Source organism: Pectobacterium zantedeschiae, from assembly GCF_004137795.1.
GTDB lineage: Bacteria > Pseudomonadota > Gammaproteobacteria > Enterobacterales > Enterobacteriaceae > Pectobacterium > Pectobacterium zantedeschiae.
Window position 1 is genome coordinate 2,298,461 of the sequence record NZ_NWTM01000001.1, and the last position, 20,594, is coordinate 2,319,054.

Genomic DNA, 20,594 nt, shown 5'->3' on the forward strand with positions numbered 1-20,594 from the left:
TCAGTCTCCTTTATTATTGTCAGACTACCGGCATCGAAGACCGGCACTCATAAATAGTATGATTCAATAAACACAATAATGATGGTGCAAAATTCTGATTTTTTCCTGAAAATCACATATTTATTGCGGTGAAAAAGCCATAATAAAACATTTTACACATTACAAAACAAACAGATAACCAGCCATTCGCATCCACTGAGGCCGATACCATGAGTCAACCACTACAACACCTTCTCGACCTCCTTCATTTAGAGAAACTCGAAGAAGGGCTATTTCGCGGGCAAAGCGATGATTTGGGGCTGCGCCAGGTTTTTGGTGGACAAGTCGTCGGCCAGGCCATGTCGGCCGCGAAACAGACCGTTCCTGTCGAGCGCAATATTCACTCTTTTCACAGCTACTTTTTGTTACCCGGCGATAGCCAGAAACCGATTATTTATGACGTTGAAAACCTGCGTGATGGCAACAGTTTCAGCGCTCGCCGTGTTAGCGCCATCCAGAACGGTCGTCCCATTTTTTATATGACTGCCTCATTTCAAAGTCATGAGGAAGGGTTTGAGCACCAAAATGTGATGCCAAATGTCGCACCGCCAGAAGCGCTGAAATCCGAGCAGGAAATCGCGCAAGACATGCAGCATCTTCTGCCGCCCCGCTTTCGCGATAAGTTTATTCAGGCTAGCCCGATTGAGATGCGCCCGGTTAAATTCCATAACCCGCTAAAGGGCGAAGTAGACGAGCCTGTACGACACGTTTGGTGCCGTGCCAGCAGCACACTGCCGGACGATAAGCGCATTCACCAATATCTGCTCGGCTATACGTCTGACTGCAATTTCCTACTTACCGCCTTGCAGCCTCATGGCGTTGGCTTTTTGGAGACGGGTATGCAGGTTGCCACGATCGATCACTCGATGTGGTTCCACCGTGATTTCCGGCTGGACGACTGGCTGTTATATACCGTGGAAAGCACGTCCGCATCCGGTGCTCGTGGCTTCGTACGTGGGCAATTCTATACTCGGGAAGGGGTATTGGTTGCATCCAGCGTGCAGGAAGGGGTCATGCGTCGCCGCCAGCAATAAATCTGCTGACAGACCTATTGCATAGCGAAAACAACGCCATTTGAATAGCTTTAGCTGTAAAGCAAAACAGGCGTGGAGTTTCCTCCACGCCTGTTCACTGCTTTTGAACTGTCTTACTTATTGGTTGTAAGCGCTCTCGCCATGGCTGTTGACGTCCAGACCTTCGCGCTCTTGCTCTTCAGGTACACGCAGACCGACGATCATGTCCGCAACCTTGAAGGCGACAAATGCCACCACGCCAGACCACACCAGCGTAATAATCACGCTAAACAGCTGAACCCAAACCTGGTGCGCCATTGTCACACCTTCTGCATAGCCAGTTCCGCCCAGCGATGCCGATGTAAATACCCCTGTCAGGATACAACCAACGATACCGCACACGCCGTGAACACCAAATACATCACATGGGTCATCCACACGCAGCCATCTTTTCAGTACTGTTACGCCCCACAGACCAGCAACGCCACCAGCAAGACCGATGATCAATGCACCACCCACGCCAACCGTACCCGCCGCTGGCGTGATTGCCACCAGACCTGCGATACAGCCAGAGCACGCCCCAAGCAGAGAAGGTTTACCACGCACCAACCACTCACCGCCAACCCATGCCAGAATCGCAGCGGCAGTCGCGACAACCGTATTCAGGAAAGCCAGAGCAGCGACACCGTTCGCAGCACCCGCAGAACCCGCATTGAAACCAAACCAGCCGATATACAGAATCGCTGTACCGATAAACACCATCGGCAGGTTATGTGGTTTGAAGGCTTCCTTACCAAAACCAGCGCGTTTGCCCAGCAGGTAAGCACCAATCAACCCAGCGACAGCGGCGTTGATGTGAACAACCGTACCGCCAGCAAAGTCTAACGCCCCATCCGCAGCCAGATAGCCACCACCCCATACCATGTGCGTCATCGGCAGGTAGGAGAAGGTCAACCACAATCCAACAAAAATCAGTACAGCAGAGAAACGAATACGCTCAGCGATCGCTCCGACAATCAACGCCACGGTGATACAGGCGAAGGAAGCTTGATAAGCCACATGCACAAACTGATAGTAGGTGCCGCTGATGGACTCAATCCCGATACCTTTCAGCATAAACGTACTGAAACCACCGAAGAAAGCGTTACCTTCACTGAAGGCCAGGCTATATCCATAAACCACCCACAGGATGCAGACCATCGCGAACGTTACGCTCACCTGCGTCATCATGGACAGAACGTTCTTAGAACGAATCAGGCCGCCGTAAAACAGTGCGATGCCCGGTATAGTCATAAAGAGTACCAGCGCGGTACAAATCATAATAAAAGCGTTATCCGCTTTATCAATCGTCGGTGTTGCAGCCATTGCCCAGGACGGGAGTAATGCCGCCACACCGAGACCTAATGAAGAGAGTAGTTTTTTCATTTTCATCCATCCCTATTTACGTATCTACGCTAGGTGTTGTTAAAGTGCGGCTTCGTCAGTTTCACCCGTACGAATACGGATTACCCTTTGCAACTCGGCGACAAAAATTTTGCCATCACCAATTTTTCCGGTGTACGCGGCTTTGCTGATGACGTCGATCACTTCGTCCAGTTGGTCGTCTGCAATCGCAATATCAATTTTTACCTTGGGTAAAAAGTTGACGCTGTATTCTGCGCCACGATATAGCTCCGCGTGCCCTTTCTGACGACCAAATCCTTTCACCTCAGTGACGGTGAGCCCCTGGATGCCGACAGAAGATAACGCTTCACGTACATCTTCCAGCTTGAATGGTTTTATCACCACAGTAACCAGTTTCATTTATCTTCCCCCTAGCCATTACGTTCAGGCTTTCGCCCGCCACTTGTTCGATTACGCACTCTATGAAGTAGGTCTACGTCATGATTAAAGCAAACGGTGTGCCATAAATGATTTATCTGGCATAAATCAGGATGGAGAACGCGATTAAAGATAGAAAAGAACAAAAAGCAAACGGAACGGGAATGGAATAGTGAAGAATTCGGGGCAATAATTGCACCAATTTAGTGCACGCAGAGTACTTTCAGTGCAGGATAGGTAAAAACCAGAATCACGATGCTTGCTGATGGTGCGAAGGTATATGCAGACTGTTGGTCTGCACCACACAAGACGGTGCAGACCGAGGCATTACAGATAAGAGTATTATGCAAGACAAGATTCAGTACTAGTGGCCACGAGATCCTCTCCTGCCAACTGCAATTGATACATTTGATAGTAGCGCCCCTGCTGTTGCAGCAGTTGCTCATGCGTTCCCCGTTCAACGGTTTGTCCATGATGAAGCACCATAATCATATCGGCCTCAACGATAGTGGAAAGCCGATGGGCGATAATAATCAAGGTCGTCTGTTCCCTGATGATGCGTAGCGCCTTTTGCACCGCCTGCTCCGTACCTGAATCAATATTCGCCGTGGCCTCATCAAGAATCAGAATTTTAGGCGTTTGCACCAAGACCCGCGCAATCGCTAACAGCTGTTTTTGTCCGGTAGACAAGTTGTTCCCTTGTTCGCCGATACGCGTATGCAGACCTTCAGGAAAATCCCTAACCAGTTCAGCAAGTTGTACCACTTCCAGCACGCGCCAGACGGCCTCCTCGCTGATATCACGACCCAGAGTCACATTCACAAGCATGGACTCCGCCAGCACAACGGGATCCTGTTGCACCATTGCCACATTTTGGCGCAAAACGGTATGAGAGAGCGTCTCCAGTGGCCGACCATCAAGCCGAATCACACCCTCATCCGGCACGTAGTACCCCATCAGTAAGCTGGCTAGCGTACTCTTTCCACTACCGGTGTGCCCCACTAAAGCGACAAAGCCGCGATCAGGTATCGTCAGAGAAATATTCTGTAGCACACGTTTTTCCGAGCCATAAGAGAAAGAGACATCGTCAATATCCACGCGCCCGGTAGTCAGAGGACGCTCGTCATTGCCGTAGGTCTGCTTTTTGCCATCCATCAACTCAAAGATACGTTCACCAGCGACGACCGCCTGCTGTAACATCGATTGCTGGGTAGTCAGCTCAATCAGTGGTTCATTCAGACGGCCAAGGTAGTTGATAAACGCGTACAGAACCCCAACGCCAACCGACCCTATCGAGCTAAAACCAAATTGGATCAATAAGCCACACAGTACCATTGCGGCAAATAAGCTCAGCAGCGGCCGCAGTAGAAACCCCTCCAGCCTCAAGGCTTTCATCCGCGCTTCATAGTGTTCATGGCTGGCTGCACCCAACTTCTTGCCAAAGCGAGCCTGCTGACGAAACTGCTGAATAACGCCCATGCCATTAATCACTTCGTTGAAACCGTCATTAATGTCCGCAAGATAGCTTCGCACCTTGCGCACAATTGGCGTACTAAAGCGATGGTAGAGCGCCATGACTGTCGCAACTGCGGGGAAAATCATCAGCGCAACGAGTGCCATCTGCCAGTTCAGACTGAACATCGCCACCAGCATCGCACCAACCAGCGCCGCACTGCGTAATACCGTTGACACCACCATGACGTACAGGTCTTTCACCACCTCGGTGTCATTGGTGACGCGTGAAATCAACTGTCCAACAGGTTGTGTATCAAATGTGCTAAGTGGCTGGCGCAAAGCGGCATCCATCACATCAATACGCAGTTGCTGAACAACACCCACCGCGACCCGGTTAAATAACAGCGTCTGAAAATAGTGCAGTGAGGCAGCCAGAATTTGCAGCAGGATATAGGCCATTGCCAAACCAGCCGCAATCGCTAGCGGAAACTGGCCTTTTGCCACCAGATCGTCAATAAAATAGCTCACCAATACGGGACCAGAAACTTCAGCGATAGCAGCAATCCACAGCATCAGAACGCCCTGTATCAGCGGTTTTCGCCAAGGAGAACCATAGGCCAGCAGACGTTTCAGGGTAGGCCAAAACTGTTGAGGGCTATTCATTTTTCGATCCTTCCAACTGCGGCACATCATCCAACGCCGCTTCCAGCTGTTGATAACGGTACATATCCCTATACCAGCCAGGCTCTGCGGCCAGCGCTCGGTGTGTGCCACGTTGCACTGTTTTTCCCTGTTGCAACACCACGATTTCATTCGCTTCGGTTAGCGCAGATAGGCGATGTGCGCTGATGATCAGCGTCCGCTTTTCGCCCCATGTTTTGAGATTCTGCAAAATCTGGTGCTCCGTTCGTCCATCAACCGCAGACAGCGCATCGTCCAGCACCAGAATTTCTGCATCCAGTAGTAACGCTCGGGCAATCGCGATCCGCTGTTTTTGACCGCCCGACAGCATCACACCACGCTCGCCAACCTCCGTCTGGTAGCCTTGAGGCAAACGCAGAATGTCGTCATGAACGCTCGCAAGCCGCGCTGCCTGTTCAATCTCTTGTTGCGTGGCATCAGGTCGACCCAGTGCAATGTTTTGTGCCACGGTGTCCGAAAATAAAAAAGGCATTTGCCCCACAACGGCAAAACGACTCCGTAGTTCATCCAACCGAATCGCGTTCAAGGGACGATCGTGATAGCGAATTTCTCCCGATTGGCTATCAAAATGACGCAGAATCAACGCCAGCAGCGTACTTTTACCCGACCCTGTCGGCCCGCATAACCCCAGCATATTGCCAGGTGCTAGCGTAAACTGAATATGTTGTAGAGCATCGCGGGTATTATCCGGGTAGCGAAATGCGGAAATATTCACCTCCAACACGCCCCGCTCGGCAGGCAATGATTCTTCACCGTCTTTCACCACAAGCTCTTCGGCAAGTAGCTGACGAATACGGCTGTATGCCGCGCTACCGCGTTCAACGATATTAAACATCCAGGCCAGGGCCAGCATCGGCCAGATCATCAACCCCAAATACATGACAAAACTCGTCAACAGGCCTAACGTTATCGAACCGTTAATCACCATCCAACTACCACCGCCAATCGCCAGCAAATTCGACAGTCCAACGGCGATATAAATGGTGGGATCGAAGCGGGCATCGACTCGGGCAACGTGCATGTTTTTAGCACCTGCATCCTCTGCAACCTGCGCAAAACGCGCGGATTGGTAGTTTTCTAACCCAAAGGCCTTAATCATCCGAATACTGGTTAAACTTTCCTGCGCCTGATCGTTAAGCGAAGAAAACGCCGCCTGAGCGGATTTAAAACGGTTATGCAGTTGGGTACCGTAGCGTTTGATGAAAAGCGCCATGATCGGCATTGGGAGCAGCGCCAACAGGGTGAGTTCCCAGCTGATTTGAGTACACATGACAACCAGCACGGCACACCCCATCACCATAGAATCGACCAGCGTCAGCACGCCCTCTCCGGCAGCAAACACCACGCGATCGACATCGTTAGTCGCACGCGCCATCAGATCGCCGGTACGATGGCGTTGGTAAAATGCAGGATGCTGACGACTCAACTGACGGTAAAAATCTTCTCGTAACTCAACCGCCAACTGGTATGACGCCCCAAACAGGAATACACGCCACACGTACCGCAACAGATAAACCATGACGGCGGTAAGCAGCATCACGCCAATCCACTTCATCATTTCGGTCATCGACATGCCGTGCTGTGTTACGCCATCGACAATCACGCCAACCAGTTTAGGTGGCAGCAATTGCAAAATAGCAATCACAATCAATAGAGCAATGGCTCCTAGATAGCGCCGCCATTCACGACGAAAATACCAACTCAGTTGAGCAAACAGTCTCACGCGGTTTTCATTCCAATAGCCAGATGGGTCATGACAGACTCAGAAAAGTGATTATACAAAAGATGGATATACGATGAATCACAGGGATAAAGGCAGTGCCGTGGTATGTTTGATTCGCTCCATAGCAAAGCTAGATGTTACATCTACCAGACCGGGAATACCATTCACCAACAGCTTATAGAAATCATCATAACTTTTCATATCAGCAACCTGAACCTGCATCAGGTAATCGTATTCGCCAGCCATGCGGTAGAAAGCCAGCACTTCCGGCATCTCGGACACCACCCGCGTGAAGGTCTGATACCAGTCACGGTTATGCTGCTGCGTCTTCAATAAGACAAACGCGGTTAGCCCTAATCCGAGACGTTCATTATCCAGCAGCGCCACCCGAGCTCGGATGATCCCTTCCTCTTCCAGACGCTTCAGACGTTTCCAGCACGGCGTGGATGTCAGATTAACCGCATCGGCCAGCGTCTGTAGCGAAAGCGTGCAATCCTGTTGCAACATATTCAGCAGTGTGCGATCAATTTTATCCAGCATACTTTTACCCAACAGATTGGCAACCTATAGAAAATATTTCTCTACTTTCCGCAATTAAGAGAGAAAAGCAATACCCTTTTCGCCCAAAAACGGGAGGATAGCATTATTGGCACCATAACTTTAGGAACGATCCCCTCCATCGATTTCGACAGAAAAAATATCTCAATATGAATTAATTAAGAGTAAATAACCCCCCAAAAATAAACATAGAGAGATAAAAAGGTAATTTTTTTATCCTAAAAACTCGCTAATCTATTCGCATAACTATCTAACTGAGTTTTCATCATGAGCACTGCCTGGGTTAAAAATGCCATCCGCGCTATCGAAGCCGATTTTCAGCGTTCGGCTGATACGCACCTTATCCGTCTGACCCTACCGGATTACCCCGGTATCTATTTCTATCTCAAAGATGAAAGCACACATCCCAGCGGTAGTCTGAAGCATCGTCTGGCGCGCTCTCTGTTTCTCTATGGGCTGTGCAACGGTTGGATTAAAGAAGGCACGCCGGTTATCGAAGCGTCATCCGGCAGTACTGCCGTATCAGAAGCCTATTTTGCACGCTTGCTTGGCCTACCGTTTATTGCCGTTATGCCGTCCTGCACCGCAAAAAGAAAAATCGAGCAAATCGCTTTCTACGGCGGACGCTGCCATTTTGTCGAACAGGCGGGACAGATCTATGCCGCATCCGAACAGCTGGCGCAAGAGATGAACGGCCACTATATGGACCAGTTCACCTACGCGGAACGTGCCACTGATTGGCGTGGCAACAACAATATTGCCGACAGCATTTATCGCCAAATGGCTCGTGAACCACACCCAGTACCGGACTACATTGTGATGAGTGCCGGTACGGGCGGCACATCAGCAACGCTCGGGCGCTACATTCGCTATCAGGGGCTGGATACGCAACTGGTCGTCGTCGACCCAGAAAACTCCGTCTTCTACGACTGCTATCAGAAACAGGATCGTTCCATCATTGGCCCGTGCGGCAGTCGAATAGAAGGTATCGGTCGTCCGCGCGCCGAGCCTTCTTTTATTCCAGGCGTCATAGATAGCATGATCAAAGTGCCAGATGCTGCCAGCATCGCAACACTGTACTGGTTAGAAAGCGTATTAAGCCGCAAAACGGGTGCTTCTACCGGTACGAATGTCTGGGGGATGCTGCAATTGGCAAAAGAAATGGTTAATCGTGGCCAAAAAGGCGCAATTGTTACCCTGCTATGTGACAGCGGTGAACGCTATTTGGATACCTACTACAACAGCAGTTGGGTAGAAAAAAATATCGGCGACATTGGCCCTTACCTCAACGCTCTGAACAACCCGGAGATGTCTTCTCTCATACCGGAACCCAGCCTGGCGTGAGGCCGATGTCTTCAGCGCGCAGCCGCAGCACTGAAGACAGGCTATTTTTCAGGTCACATGGTTTTCAGGTAACATAGCGACTTTGCACCACATGCGTTACAAACGTATGGTGGTTAACGTCGTGTTAAGGTGAATGAAGAATGAAGCATGCGGTTGTCGTTTTTAGCGGTGGACAAGATTCCACAACCTGTCTGATCCAAGCCCTGCAACATTATGATGACGTCCACTGCATCACCTTCGATTATGGGCAACGCCACCGGGCTGAAATTGATGTCGCACAAGAACTCAGCCAGAAGCTGGGGGCAACGGCGCATAAAGTACTGGACGTCGGCTTACTCAATGAGCTCGCCACCAGCAGCCTAACGCGCGACAGTATCCCGGTTCCTGATTACGACGCCAATGCACAAGGTATCCCTAACACCTTCGTTCCGGGAAGAAACATTCTTTTCCTGACGCTCGCATCGATCTACGCCTATCAGGTTGGTGCAGAAGCCGTCATTACCGGCGTGTGTGAGACTGACTTTTCCGGTTACCCAGACTGTCGCGACGAGTTCGTAAAGTCACTGAATCAGGCTATTGTCTTAGGGATTGCCCGTGATATCCGTTTTGAAACTCCGCTGATGTGGCTCAATAAGGCTGAGACTTGGGCGCTGGCGGATTATTACCAGCAACTTGATACCGTGCGTTACCACACGCTAACCTGCTATAACGGCATCAAGGGTGATGGATGCGGCCAGTGTGCCGCTTGCCATTTACGCGCAAACGGACTCGAACAATATCAAAAAGACTCTACGGCGGTCATGGCCTCACTGAAGCAGAAAGTCGGGTTACGCTGATATTTAACGTCACCACACTAAGACATCACACCCATTAAAAAACAGCAGGCCACTCTGTATAGCAATGGCCTGCTATTTCATGTTAACGGCGAATCTCGTCCAGGTGCTCCAGCAGTTCTCCCTCTAGCGGCAGCGCTTTTTGCGTCACTAAATCAATACAAACAAACGTCAGCGTGGCATCCGTCACATCACTTTCATCAGACACTCGGGTTATCTTCTGACTGATCACGCCACTTTTCGTATTCATCTGCAGTAATTCGCTATCAACACGTAGCACGTCACCGAGAACGGCAGGTTTGCGATAGTTGATATTGATGTTTACCACCACGAAAGCAATATTGTTACTACGCATCCAGCCAAAAACGGGCAATGTTTCCAACCATTGCCAACGAGCCTCTTCCAGAAACTCCAGATAGCGCGCGTTATTAACATGCTGATAAACATCAATGTGGTAACCACGAACGGTAATGAAAGTCTGCATAACGCTAATGCTCCTGTGACAAAAACCAACAACTGGTATGACCTGATAATTAGCCTAGCAGAGGTTCGCAGCCCCGAGGAAGTGCTCGACAGGGCTGCGACCAACATCACAATTTTAAAAACGTCACAGCTTTAAACGAGAGAGATTGCGTTCAACTAATGCCGCCCCAATGCCCGGAACTTCAGTTAATTGTTCGATCTGAGTAAAAGGACCATTTTGCTCACGATAGTTAACGATCGCTTCCGCCTTTTTAAGGCCGACACCATTCATTATTTCAGCCAAATCGGCAGCGTTCGCCGTATTAATGCTTACCTTATCTTCATCACCATCAGGAAGCGTTGCTTTTTCCGCTTTCTGATCTGCTGGCGCAGACTTCACCGCCGTCACCGTACTGTCAGCGGCTTTAGGTGCAGCTTGACCCAGTAATGGCAACCCAGACAAACTCATTCCAATGATTAAGCACAGTGCTTTTATTCCTGATTTTTTCATGCTGTTTCCTCCTTGTGTTTGACAGCACGGCTACCTTGCCGCAGACCCATCAACACCGCAAACAGCAGAATTTAAATGTGGAAAAGGCCGCGAAAGCGGCCTTTAGTTGTTGCAACGATTTGCAAATTTTTGCGGAGCTTATTGCTGTTCCTGCGCCGCATTGCCCATCTTGATTTTTGCTTCACTACGCAAGCTGGACAGCAGAGAATCAAACAGCGCGCCTAGCGAACCTTGCTGAACCTGGCTGGCAAACTGTGTTTTCTGCTCATCGTTTAGCTGATGCGGCGTCACACTATCCAGCGCAGCCAGCACGACGTTACCAGCCTGATCCTGAGTAATTGCATAAGATGGTTTATCTTTCTGTGGGTGCGGCATAGCAAAAATCGCCTCAGCCGTTGCATCACCTTGAGAGATAGAAGACATCGTTTTCGCTTCACCAAAACTCAGTCCAGCTGCTTTCAGCGCGTCATCTTTACCCTGCTTCAGCTCAGCCAGAATTTTTTCAGCATCCACACGAGCCTGCTGTTCAGCCTTCTGACGCTTCAGTGTCTCTACGATCTCGGTACGAACCTGATCCAGAGGGCGGGTGCTTTCAGGCTTGTGCTCAGTGATACGCAGAACGAAAGCACGGTCACCATCAACGTTAATCACATCGGAGTTGTTGCCCGCGGCACCATTCTCGCCCAGCAGCGCACCGCTAAAGATAGCCTGCGTTACCGGTTGGAAGTTCAGCGCAGCAGGAATCTTCTCACGCGTAAACCAGTCTGTCTGCGTCGCTTTCACACCGGCCGCTTCTTCGGCTGAAGCCAGAGATTCGTTGTCATTGCTAGCCGCTTCGCTGACTTTTTGTTGCAACGCATAGTAACCATCCTGCGCTTTCTCGTGCTTCACTTTCTCAGCAATCTCGGCACGCACTTCGCTCAACGGTTTGACCTGCTGCGGCTGAACATCATCCAAACGCACAATCAGATAGCCCACAGAGGATTTAATCGCTGCAGAAACCTGACCTTTCTCCGTCAGTTTTGCCTGCTTAAGCTCATCAATCATGCTGTTTTCGTCCATCCATCCCAAATCGCCACCGTTGCGACGCGAGATGATGTCCGTTGATTTCTCTTTCGCTAACGCAGCAAAATCCCCGCCCTGCTTCAGTGAATCCAGAATAGATGCTGCATCAGCCTCATTCTTCACCTGGATGACGCTGAATTTTTTGCGCTCAGGTTGGGAATAGTCGTTCTTATTCTGCTCGTAGAAATCGTTGATAGCCGCATCATCTACTTTCACGCTATCCATGATGCTTGCTGCATCCAGCGTGATGTAGCTGACTTTGAATTCTTCTGGTGCGATGAAATTCCCTTTATTTTGCTCGTAATAACTCAGGACTTCATCGTCAGCAACCGTCTGAGCTTTCGCCTTGGCAGCGATATCAATGGTTGCCACACGGACAACGCGATCCTGCGCAGCCAGTTTCACCAAATTATCGATCTCCTGCGGTAGCAGGAACGCGGTATTACCAAAACCGCGGATCAGCTGTTGCGAAGTCAGCTGCTTACGCAGCATCTGAGCATACATTTCCGGCGTTGCGCCTAGGCGACGAACCTGATCCAGATACTTTTCATTATCAAAACGGTTGTTTGTCTGAAACGCGGGAACGTCAAAGATCGCCTGTTTGATTTGCTCATCACTGATACTTAGCCCCAGCTTGTTGGCATACTGATCAAGCAAGGTTTCATCAATGAGTTGGGAGAGTGCCTGCCTACGCAATTGCTGCATGTAACCATCATTACTCGCCAGGAGAGAGAAATTCTCACCCAGGGTTTCCTGCTGACGACTGCGTTCGTTTTGTACCGCCTGCTCAAGCTGTGCCCGGGTAATCTCTTGCCCGTTCACCTTTGCGGCGTAATCTCCTGAACCACCAATAAGATAATCACCAACGCCAGTTAAAACGAATGATGCGATGATCAAAGCAAGAATAATTTTGAGCACGACGTTATTCGCGGCCGTACGTAAATTGTCCATCATAATGTGACAACACTCCGCTGTAGAATGGATAAAACTCCCTGCGCTGGCCGAAGCCATGCATCCTTGCGATTGCTATAGCCCAATACAAGGCTAGGGCGCACTTAAGCTTATTGCCCGCCACGTTCTGCCATGTGTCGGGTATGTATAGTCCTATATAAATAAAAGGCACATCATAAAATGATGCGCCTCGTATCTTACCCTACCAATATCATTGCGTCAGGTATTGTTTGGCAACCCGAAGTGGTTATGAACCAAACCTGTGACGCAATAATCAGTTAACGGCGTCTTTCAGCGTTTTACCAGCACGGAATCCTGGTACTTTTGCCGCAGGGATACTGATTTCCTTACCAGTTTGCGGGTTACGACCGGTACGAGCAGCACGTTCACGCACTGAGAAAGTACCAAAGCCAACCAAAGCAACATCATCCCCTTCTTTCAGGGATTCGGTAACGGAACCAATAATTGCATCTAACACACGCCCTGCTGCCGCTTTGGAAATATCAGCATCTGCGGCAATTTTGTCGATCAATTGTGACTTGTTCACTCTGTCATCCCCTCTGGAATTCTCTTATCGCGCTTCAATGTCCCAAGACGCGACACGTAACTTATTATCAATACTGTCATGCTTAGCCAGTTACAGCTAAAACTAACAGTGCTCTAACTTAGCGGTACAAAAAAAAGCTGGCAAGCACGAATTCACTCACCAGCCCTGATTTTCTCAAGGGTTTTTGCGACAGGTCACTATTTTGCCTTGGCCTTGGCTCTGGCTTTAGGGGTCGTGACCACCTGAATGCCAGAAGGCGCATTCTGCAACGCTAACGCCAACACTTCCTCGATACGCTTCACTGGATGAATTTCCAGATCGGCAATCACGTTCTGTGGGATATCTTCCAGATCGCGCTTGTTGTCATCAGGAATCAATACCGTCTTGATACCACCACGGTGTGCGGCCAGCAGTTTCTCTTTCAAACCGCCAATCGGCAGCACCAGGCCACGCAGGGTAATCTCACCCGTCATCGCCACATCAGCGCGTACCGGGTTCCCGGTCAGACAAGAAACCAGCGCAGTACACATAGCGATACCCGCACTCGGCCCGTCTTTTGGCGTCGCACCTTCAGGAACGTGAACGTGAATATCACGTTTCTCGTAAAAATCAGCATTGATGCCTAATTTTTCTGCTCTGGCACGAACCACGGTAAGCGCAGCCTGAATCGACTCTTGCATGACCTCACCCAACGAACCAGTATAGGTCAGTTTACCCTTGCCCGGTACGCAAGCGGTTTCAATCGTCAGCAGATCGCCGCCAACTTCCGTCCAGGCCAGTCCGGTCACCTGCCCTACGCGATTTTCATCGTCTGCACGGCCATAGTCAAAGCGCTGAACCCCAAGGAAATCTTTAAGGTTATCGCCCGAAATCTGGATATGCTTAGTGGATTTATCCATTAACAGCGTTTTCACTGCTTTACGGCACAGCTTGGAGATTTCACGCTCCAGACTACGCACACCCGCTTCACGCGTGTAATAACGGATAATGCCAACAATCGCACTGTCTTCAACCGACAGTTCGCCATTTTTCAGCGCATTACGTTCAATCTGTTTCGGCAGCAAATGCTGCTTGGCGATATTCAGTTTTTCATCTTCGGTATAGCCGGAAAGACGAATAACTTCCATACGGTCAAGCAACGGTGCCGGGATGTTCATGGAGTTAGACGTAGCAACAAACATCACATCGGACAGATCGTAGTCGACTTCCAGATAGTGATCGTTAAATGCGACGTTCTGCTCAGGATCGAGCACTTCCAGCAGGGCAGAGGCCGGATCGCCACGCATGTCGGAAGACATTTTGTCGATCTCATCCAGCAGGAATAGCGGGTTTTTCACACCGACTTTCGCCATTTTCTGGATCAGTTTGCCCGGCATTGAACCGATATAGGTACGGCGATGCCCGCGGATTTCCGCTTCATCACGCACGCCACCCAACGCCATACGCACATACTGACGTCCGGTCGCTTTGGCGATAGACTGACCGAGCGACGTTTTACCCACGCCAGGAGGCCCAACCAGACACAGGATCGGTCCTCTGATCTTGCTGACTCGGCTCTGTACTGCGAGATACTCAAGGATACGTTCTTTCACGCGATCCAAACCGTAATGGTCGGTATCCAACATTTCCTGCGCTTTCAGCAAGTCTTTCTTCACTTTGCTGCGCGCATTCCACGGTACCTGCACCATCCAGTCAATATAGCTGCGCACCACCGTCGCTTCTGCCGACATTGGTGACATCATCTTCAGCTTTTGTAACTCGGCTTCGGCTTTTTCACGCGCGTCTTTCGGCATTTTCGCCGCTTCAATCTTACGCTTTAACGCTTCGTGTTCATCCGGCGCGTCATCCATTTCACCCAGCTCTTTCTGAATGGCTTTCATTTGCTCATTCAGATAGTACTCACGCTGGCTTTTTTCCATTTGCTTCTTAACACGGCCGCGGATCCGCTTTTCTACCTGCAACAGGTCGATTTCGGATTCCATCATCGCCATCAGGTACTCTAAGCGTTCAGTGATATCGAACATTTCAAGTACAGACTGCTTATCAGCCAATTTCAGCGGCATATGCGCAGCAATGGTGTCGGCTAAACGCGCGGCATCATCAATGCTATTAAGAGATGTCAGGACTTCCGGCGGAATCTTCTTGTTCAGCTTGATGTAACCTTCAAACTGATTGATTGCCGTACGCATGAGCACTTCCTGCTCGCGCTCGTCAATTGCCGGGGAATCAAGATATTCTGCATGTGCAGCGAAATGTTCACCGCTGTCAGAAAGCGTCGTAATACGCGCACGCTGTAACCCTTCGACCAGCACTTTTACCGTGCCGTCTGGCAGTTTCAGCATTTGAAGAATTGAGGCTACCGTCCCTACCGAGAAAAGATCGTTAATACTTGGCTCATCCGTTGAGGCTTCTTTCTGTGCCACCAGCATGATCTTCTTATCATGATCCATTGCGGCTTCAAGGCACCGAATCGATTTCTCCCGACCAACAAACAACGGAATGACCATGTGCGGATAAACCACCACATCGCGCAAGGGCAATACGGGGATTTCTATGCGTTCGGAACGCTCAGGGTTCATAGAGCTCTCTCTTAGTTTCGTTTCCGCCAGGTTATGGGAATCTCGTGAAACGCGGTTTTCACGGGTTTCATCAAATAGGTATTTGAGTATATGGGGATAAATGTCTCACATTCAACGACCAGCATGCGTGTAAAAAACAAATGGGGGATAAAATCCCCCATTTTTATTTTCTGACACGGCCAAGTTGATTAATTATTCGCCGGAAGCCTGCTGTGTCTCAGGCTTGCCATAGATCAGCAATGGCTCAGACTGGCCCGCAATAACAGACTCGTCAATAACGACTTTATCCACGCTATCCAGCGATGGCAGGTCATACATGGTATCGAGCAGAGCAGCTTCAACGATAGAACGCAGGCCGCGGGCACCGGTTTTACGCGCCATCGCTTTCTTGGCAATCGCCGTCAGCGCTTCATCACGGAACTCCAGCTCAACGCCTTCCAGATTGAACAGCGCCTGGTACTGCTTGGTCAGCGCGTTCTTCGGCTCACGCAGAATCTGAATCAGTGCGTCTTCACTCAATTCTCTCAGCGTCGCAACAACAGGCAGACGACCGATAAACTCTGGAATCAAACCGAATTTAATCAAGTCACCTGGTTCAACATTGCTTAGCAACTCGCCTTCGGTCGCTTTTTCAGCCGATCCTTTAACCGTTGCATTAAAGCCGATGCCGCGTCCTGTATCAGTACGTTGCTCGATCACTTTATCCAACCCAGCAAACGCTCCACCACAGATAAAGAGGATCTTGGAGGTATCAACCTGCAAAAATTCCTGCTGCGGATGCTTACGACCACCCTGCGGCGGAACCGCTGCAATGGTTCCTTCGATCAGCTTCAACAGCGCCTGCTGGACACCTTCACCAGACACATCACGAGTGATCGACGGGTTGTCTGACTTACGAGAAATCTTGTCGATTTCATCGATATAGACAATGCCACGCTGCGCTTTCTGTACATCGTAATCGCACTTCTGCAACAGCTTCTGAATGATGTTTTCAACATCTTCACCGACGTAGCCCGCTTCAGTCAGCGTGGTAGCATCCGCCATGGTGAATGGCACATCCAGGAAGCGTGCCAGCGTTTCAGCCAGCAACGTTTTACCGCTCCCTGTCGGACCGATCAGCAGGATGTTACTTTTACCCAGTTCAATCCCGTTACTGCTGTCACCATTACGCAAGCGTTTATAGTGGTTGTATACCGCAACAGCCAACACCTTCTTGGCCTGTTCTTGACCAATGACGTAATCGTCAAGGTGACGGCGAATTTCGTGTGGCGTCGGCAACGCACTGCGCTCACGGTGTGGCGCCACTTCTTTAATTTCTTCGCGAATAATGTCGTTACACAAGTCAACACATTCATCGCAGATATACACCGACGGCCCGGCAATCAGCTTACGCACTTCATGCTGGCTTTTGCCGCAAAAAGAGCAGTACAGTAACTTTCCTGAACCGTCTTTGCGCTTATCTGTCATGAGTTAAACCTCTTCTTCGTCTTTTGCCCGCAGGCCAACCACAGCGATATCGCTACAACGAACGCCGATACTTATAGCCAATACGCGTAAAATAACCCCGCACAACAGACTATCGGTCGAACACTGATTTTTAGCTACACCAGACCGCTACTATGGCGGAGTATTACCCACGGTTAGTGAATACGGAGTCTACCAAACCGTATTCTACTGCCTCGCTGGCAGAGAGGAAACGATCGCGCTCTGTGTCTCTCTCTATCGCTTCAAGAGGTTGCCCCGTGTGTTTAGCCATCAGCTCATTCATTTTGGCTTTCACTTTCAGTATTTCTTTGGCATGGATTTCAATATCCGTTGCCTGCCCCTGGAAACCACCCAATGGCTGGTGAATCATAACGCGCGAGTTAGGTAAACAAATACGTTTACCTTTAGCTCCCGCCGTCAACAGGAACGCCCCCATTGAACAAGCCTGTCCCATACAGATCGTGCTGACATCCGGCTTGATAAACTGCATGGTGTCATAAATAGACATACCCGCAGTAATAACGCCACCAGGAGAGTTAATGTACAGATAAATGTCTTTTTCTGGGTTTTCAGCTTCCAGAAACAGCATCTGTGCCACAACCAGATTCGCCATGTGATCTTCAACCTGACCAGTCAGGAAGATTATCCGTTCTTTTAGCAGACGGGAATAGATATCGTAAGAACGTTCCCCACGCGAGGTCTGTTCAACCACCATCGGCACTAACGCCATGTGAGGTGCTTGTCTTTCTTGTTCGCCACTGTATGACATTCACGTCTCCTAGATAAAATGCGTCCGGCACTCTTATTGCGTTGTTCAACGCATTGCATTGCTCAATTCTACTAGAGATAGGGGGGGATGACTATGGAACCCTACCCCGCCACAGCTGAACAACCCAACGGCCGAGAATCCTTACCTGCTGCGCCAGCGTTTCCTCTTCAGTGAGTGGGGGCACATGCATTGTATTTCAAGCTTACACTATCAATCGCTCTCTATTAAAGAGCCAATTATTTTATTATTAACACGTTATCGGCACAGCAAACCTGTGGTTTAACTCTTTGCCTGAACTAATAAATTCCTCACCTGATTTAATAATAGTGCAATTTCAGGCGGTCATTCTTTGCGCATTGCCTGACAGGAACAAAAGCGTTCAACACCGGAAATAACCGTTCGCCTAAACGCTCGTCATCGGCACGATGATTATGCAGATTCATAAGCAAAAAGCCCGCGCCATAAGGCACGGGCTTTGATAGGGAAACACCCCGCTACGCAATAAACAATGTTGATACCAACAAGGTTTATGCCGTAGTCGTTTGATTCATCAGTTCGTTGAAGCTTACTGATTTCTCAACCACTTTCGCTTTAGCAAGCACAGTTTCTACTGCTTGCTCTTCCAGAGCGACGTTACGCATGTTGTTCAGCAGCTCTTTATTTTTGCTGTAGAACTCGATAACTTCCTGCGGATCTTCGTAAGCAGAGGCCATCTCTTCGATCAGTGCATTAACGCGTGCTTCGTCAGCTTTCAGCTCGTTGCTGCTGATCACTTCACCCAGCAGCAGACCGATCACAACACGGCGTTTCGCTTGCTCTTCGAACAGCTCACGCGGTAATTCCTGCGCTTGCTTCTCGTTACCGCCAAAACGCTGTGCAGCCTGGCGGCGCAGAACATCAATTTCGCCATCGATCAGTGCAACTGGCACTTCGATTTCGTTTGCGTTGATCAGTCCGTCCAGAACCTGAGTTTTCACACGGTTACGCACCGCGCCTTTCAGTTCACGTTCCATATTTTTACGGACTTCAGCACGCAGACCTTCCTGAGAACCATCAGCCACGCCGAAACGTTTGATGAATTCTTCAGTCAGTTCCGGCAGCTCACGCTCTTCAACTTTCTTCAGGACGATAACGAACTGAGCCGCTTTTCCTTTCAGATTTTCAGCGTGGTAGTCTTCTGGGAAGTTCACATTGATAGTGAATTCTTCACCCGCTTTGTGCCCAACGATGCCATCTTCAAAGCCAGGGATCATGCGATTCTGGCCCATTGCCAGAACGAAGTCAGACGCTTTTCCGCCTTCGAAGACTTCACCGTCGATAGAACCGGTAAAATCGATCGTTGCACGATCTTCTGCTGTCGCAGCACGGTCGGTTTCTTTCCAGGTTGCCTGTTGCTTACGCAGCGTGTCCAGCATGGTATCAACGTCAGCGTCAGTCACTTCAACAACCGGTTTTTCAACTTCGATTGCTTCCAGACCTTTCAGTTCGACTTCAGGATACACGTCAAACTCAACAGAGTAAGTGAAGTCGCCACCTACGGCATATTCGCCAGGGATATAGTTAGGCGCACCAACCGGATTAATTTTTTCTTTGATGATAGCGTCAACAAAGTTGCGCTGCATCAGGTCACCCAATACGTCCTGACGCACGGAGGCACCATAACGCTGAGCAACAACATTCATCGGCACTTTGCCTTTACGAAAACCGTCAATACGTACTTTTTTGGCCGCGTTGACCAGCTCGCTCTTCACCGCACTCTCAATGATGTCAGCAGCAACGGTAATCGTTACGCGACGTCCCAGACCTTGAGTGGTTTCAACTGAAACTTGCATCTTGTTACCTCAAAAAATCACAGTGATCGGTCAACCCCAAAACTATTCTCGCGACGAAAAACTCTCACGACAGCGGAGCTTATTCAGACTGCCACCACCTAAGGTGCACAGTTCAAATAAACCTCGCAGAACCGGGAAATTGCCAACCCCGTCCTTGTAGTCAGAAGCGTCCCGAATACATTCAGGAAAAAATAGACGCAGCATTATAGCGATATAGAGGGGATGAGTCGAGAACGGCGGGCGGACTATTACAGCAACGGATTCACACTTTTGTCAGTAACCCGCCCTGATATGTCAGGACGGGCCATAATAATGACTTAAGAAAGGATGCCTGCACCACCGCAGGGCGGTGAAGATGGGACTGCGTTTTGCAAACTCGTCCACTCTTTGGTTGTATACGTATGCAACGCTAACGCATGCACAGAACCTGCAAGTTCCGCAGCTAATACGGCATAGACTGAACGATGTCGCCCAATCACGCGTTCGCCCGTGAATTTATCGCTAACCAGTACAACTTTAAAATGACTTTCCGCTCCGGCAGGCACGTTGTGACGATAACTTTCATCAATCACCTCTAAATGCGCTGGCTCAAAACCGACACGCAGCTTCTCTTCTATCGTTTCACGCATCATACGGCTACCCTTTCGGCTTGGGGGAAATTTGATATCAACGCGACATGACTGTCATTCACCGATGCCCGAATCATTACAACCTTAGCGGTTTTCAACCCGTTATGCCTAAAGACGGCAAGAAAATTTTCGCAACAGGTTGATATATGTTCGACGGTCTTGATGTGATAAAAACGGTTTTTCCAGCTCAAAAGCATGAAAAAGATGAATTTCAGGACAATTTACCTGCTATGGGATCTTTTTCCTGCCTGTGGCGATGATATGATACCAGCAATA

General features: G+C 49.6%; 17 protein-coding genes. 3 read left to right on the top strand and 14 right to left on the bottom strand.

The features are described 5' to 3' along the window. The first annotated feature begins 209 nt into the window (after positions 1–209). Positions 210–1,073, top strand: coding sequence for an acyl-CoA thioesterase II (gene tesB, locus CLR69_RS10470; protein WP_129712603.1), 864 nt, complete (start codon positions 210–212; stop codon positions 1,071–1,073). 117 nt (positions 1,074–1,190) lie between these two features. Here tesB and amtB read toward each other — a convergent pair whose 3' ends face one another. From amtB to CLR69_RS10495, 5 genes are all read right to left on the bottom strand, one after another. Further along, complete coding sequence (gene amtB / locus CLR69_RS10475; protein WP_165345992.1) at positions 1,191–2,477, bottom strand: ammonium transporter AmtB; 1,287 nt, start codon at positions 2,475–2,477, stop codon at positions 1,191–1,193. A 39-nt stretch (positions 2,478–2,516) separates the two neighbouring features. Further along, entirely contained in the window at positions 2,517–2,855 is a 339-nt protein-coding gene (glnK, locus tag CLR69_RS10480) for a P-II family nitrogen regulator (RefSeq protein WP_002208627.1), read from the bottom strand. 360 nt (positions 2,856–3,215) lie between these two features. Then, positions 3,216–4,991 carry a SmdB family multidrug efflux ABC transporter permease/ATP-binding protein gene (locus tag CLR69_RS10485; RefSeq protein WP_129712605.1) on the bottom strand — a complete coding sequence of 592 codons (1,776 nt, stop codon included), beginning with the start codon at positions 4,989–4,991 and terminating at the stop codon, positions 3,216–3,218. Then, positions 4,984–6,753, bottom strand: coding sequence for a SmdA family multidrug ABC transporter permease/ATP-binding protein (locus tag CLR69_RS10490; RefSeq protein ID WP_129712606.1), 1,770 nt, complete (start codon positions 6,751–6,753; stop codon positions 4,984–4,986). Before CLR69_RS10490 ends, CLR69_RS10485 begins: the two co-directional genes overlap by 8 nt. Positions 6,754–6,831: 78 nt before the next feature. Next, positions 6,832–7,293, bottom strand: coding sequence for an Lrp/AsnC family transcriptional regulator (locus tag CLR69_RS10495; RefSeq protein WP_129712607.1), 462 nt, complete (start codon positions 7,291–7,293; stop codon positions 6,832–6,834). Positions 7,294–7,578: 285 nt separating this feature from the next. On the opposite strand from CLR69_RS10495, the gene CLR69_RS10500 reads away from it, so the two are divergent. Next, positions 7,579–8,655 (top strand): PLP-dependent cysteine synthase family protein, encoded by a 1,077-nt coding sequence (locus CLR69_RS10500; protein ID WP_129712608.1) that lies wholly within the window; start codon positions 7,579–7,581, stop codon positions 8,653–8,655. A gap of 140 nt (positions 8,656–8,795) precedes the next feature. Then, on the top strand, positions 8,796–9,491 hold the full coding sequence (gene queC, locus CLR69_RS10505; protein WP_129712609.1) for a 7-cyano-7-deazaguanine synthase QueC: 696 nt from the start codon (positions 8,796–8,798) through the stop codon (positions 9,489–9,491). An 82-nt stretch (positions 9,492–9,573) separates the two neighbouring features. Here queC and CLR69_RS10510 read toward each other — a convergent pair whose 3' ends face one another. The 9 genes from CLR69_RS10510 to bolA all read right to left on the bottom strand — a co-directional run bounded on the left by CLR69_RS10510 (position 9,574) and on the right by bolA (position 20,321). Further along, positions 9,574–9,972: an acyl-CoA thioesterase gene (locus CLR69_RS10510; RefSeq protein ID WP_129703341.1), complete on the bottom strand. Its 399-nt coding sequence runs from the start codon at positions 9,970–9,972 to the stop codon at positions 9,574–9,576. Positions 9,973–10,095: 123 nt separating this feature from the next. Beyond that, a complete protein-coding gene (locus CLR69_RS10515) occupies positions 10,096–10,461 on the bottom strand; it encodes a helix-hairpin-helix domain-containing protein (RefSeq protein WP_129703339.1) in 366 nt (121 codons plus the stop codon). A 138-nt stretch (positions 10,462–10,599) separates the two neighbouring features. Further along, complete coding sequence (gene ppiD / locus CLR69_RS10520; RefSeq protein ID WP_129712610.1) at positions 10,600–12,480, bottom strand: peptidylprolyl isomerase; 1,881 nt, start codon at positions 12,478–12,480, stop codon at positions 10,600–10,602. A gap of 271 nt (positions 12,481–12,751) precedes the next feature. Next, positions 12,752–13,024, bottom strand: coding sequence for a nucleoid-associated protein HU-beta (hupB, locus tag CLR69_RS10525; protein ID WP_005976031.1), 273 nt, complete (start codon positions 13,022–13,024; stop codon positions 12,752–12,754). Between the two features lie 197 nt (positions 13,025–13,221). Further along, a complete protein-coding gene (gene lon / locus CLR69_RS10530; RefSeq protein ID WP_129712611.1) occupies positions 13,222–15,603 on the bottom strand; it encodes an endopeptidase La in 2,382 nt (793 codons plus the stop codon). 192 nt (positions 15,604–15,795) lie between these two features. After that, on the bottom strand, positions 15,796–17,070 hold the full coding sequence (clpX, locus tag CLR69_RS10535; protein WP_129703333.1) for an ATP-dependent protease ATP-binding subunit ClpX: 1,275 nt from the start codon (positions 17,068–17,070) through the stop codon (positions 15,796–15,798). Between the two features lie 163 nt (positions 17,071–17,233). Then, positions 17,234–17,857: an ATP-dependent Clp endopeptidase proteolytic subunit ClpP gene (gene clpP / locus CLR69_RS10540; RefSeq protein ID WP_014700831.1), complete on the bottom strand. Its 624-nt coding sequence runs from the start codon at positions 17,855–17,857 to the stop codon at positions 17,234–17,236. A 527-nt stretch (positions 17,858–18,384) separates the two neighbouring features. Next, positions 18,385–19,689, bottom strand: a complete 1,305-nt coding sequence (gene tig / locus CLR69_RS10545; protein ID WP_129703331.1) for a trigger factor — start codon at positions 19,687–19,689, stop codon at positions 18,385–18,387. A 317-nt stretch (positions 19,690–20,006) separates the two neighbouring features. Further along, positions 20,007–20,321 (bottom strand): transcriptional regulator BolA, encoded by a 315-nt coding sequence (bolA, locus tag CLR69_RS10550; RefSeq protein WP_129703329.1) that lies wholly within the window; start codon positions 20,319–20,321, stop codon positions 20,007–20,009. Positions 20,322–20,594: the final 273 nt, after the last annotated feature.

Coding starts and splice junctions, on each gene's coding strand:
- queC (WP_129712609.1), top strand. CDS start 8,796: ATGAAGCATGCGGTTGTCGTTTTTAGCGGTGGACAAGATTCCACAACC.
- ppiD (WP_129712610.1), bottom strand. CDS start 12,480: ATGATGGACAATTTACGTACGGCCGCGAATAACGTCGTGCTCAAAATT.
- tig (WP_129703331.1), bottom strand. CDS start 19,689: ATGCAAGTTTCAGTTGAAACCACTCAAGGTCTGGGACGTCGCGTAACG.
- tesB (WP_129712603.1), top strand. CDS start 210: ATGAGTCAACCACTACAACACCTTCTCGACCTCCTTCATTTAGAGAAA.
- bolA (WP_129703329.1), bottom strand. CDS start 20,321: ATGATGCGTGAAACGATAGAAGAGAAGCTGCGTGTCGGTTTTGAGCCA.
- glnK (WP_002208627.1), bottom strand. CDS start 2,855: ATGAAACTGGTTACTGTGGTGATAAAACCATTCAAGCTGGAAGATGTA.
- clpP (WP_014700831.1), bottom strand. CDS start 17,857: ATGTCATACAGTGGCGAACAAGAAAGACAAGCACCTCACATGGCGTTA.
- CLR69_RS10495 (WP_129712607.1), bottom strand. CDS start 7,293: ATGCTGGATAAAATTGATCGCACACTGCTGAATATGTTGCAACAGGAT.
- CLR69_RS10515 (WP_129703339.1), bottom strand. CDS start 10,461: ATGAAAAAATCAGGAATAAAAGCACTGTGCTTAATCATTGGAATGAGT.
- CLR69_RS10500 (WP_129712608.1), top strand. CDS start 7,579: ATGAGCACTGCCTGGGTTAAAAATGCCATCCGCGCTATCGAAGCCGAT.
- amtB (WP_165345992.1), bottom strand. CDS start 2,477: ATGAAAAAACTACTCTCTTCATTAGGTCTCGGTGTGGCGGCATTACTC.
- CLR69_RS10485 (WP_129712605.1), bottom strand. CDS start 4,991: ATGAATAGCCCTCAACAGTTTTGGCCTACCCTGAAACGTCTGCTGGCC.
- CLR69_RS10510 (WP_129703341.1), bottom strand. CDS start 9,972: ATGCAGACTTTCATTACCGTTCGTGGTTACCACATTGATGTTTATCAG.
- clpX (WP_129703333.1), bottom strand. CDS start 17,070: ATGACAGATAAGCGCAAAGACGGTTCAGGAAAGTTACTGTACTGCTCT.
- lon (WP_129712611.1), bottom strand. CDS start 15,603: ATGAACCCTGAGCGTTCCGAACGCATAGAAATCCCCGTATTGCCCTTG.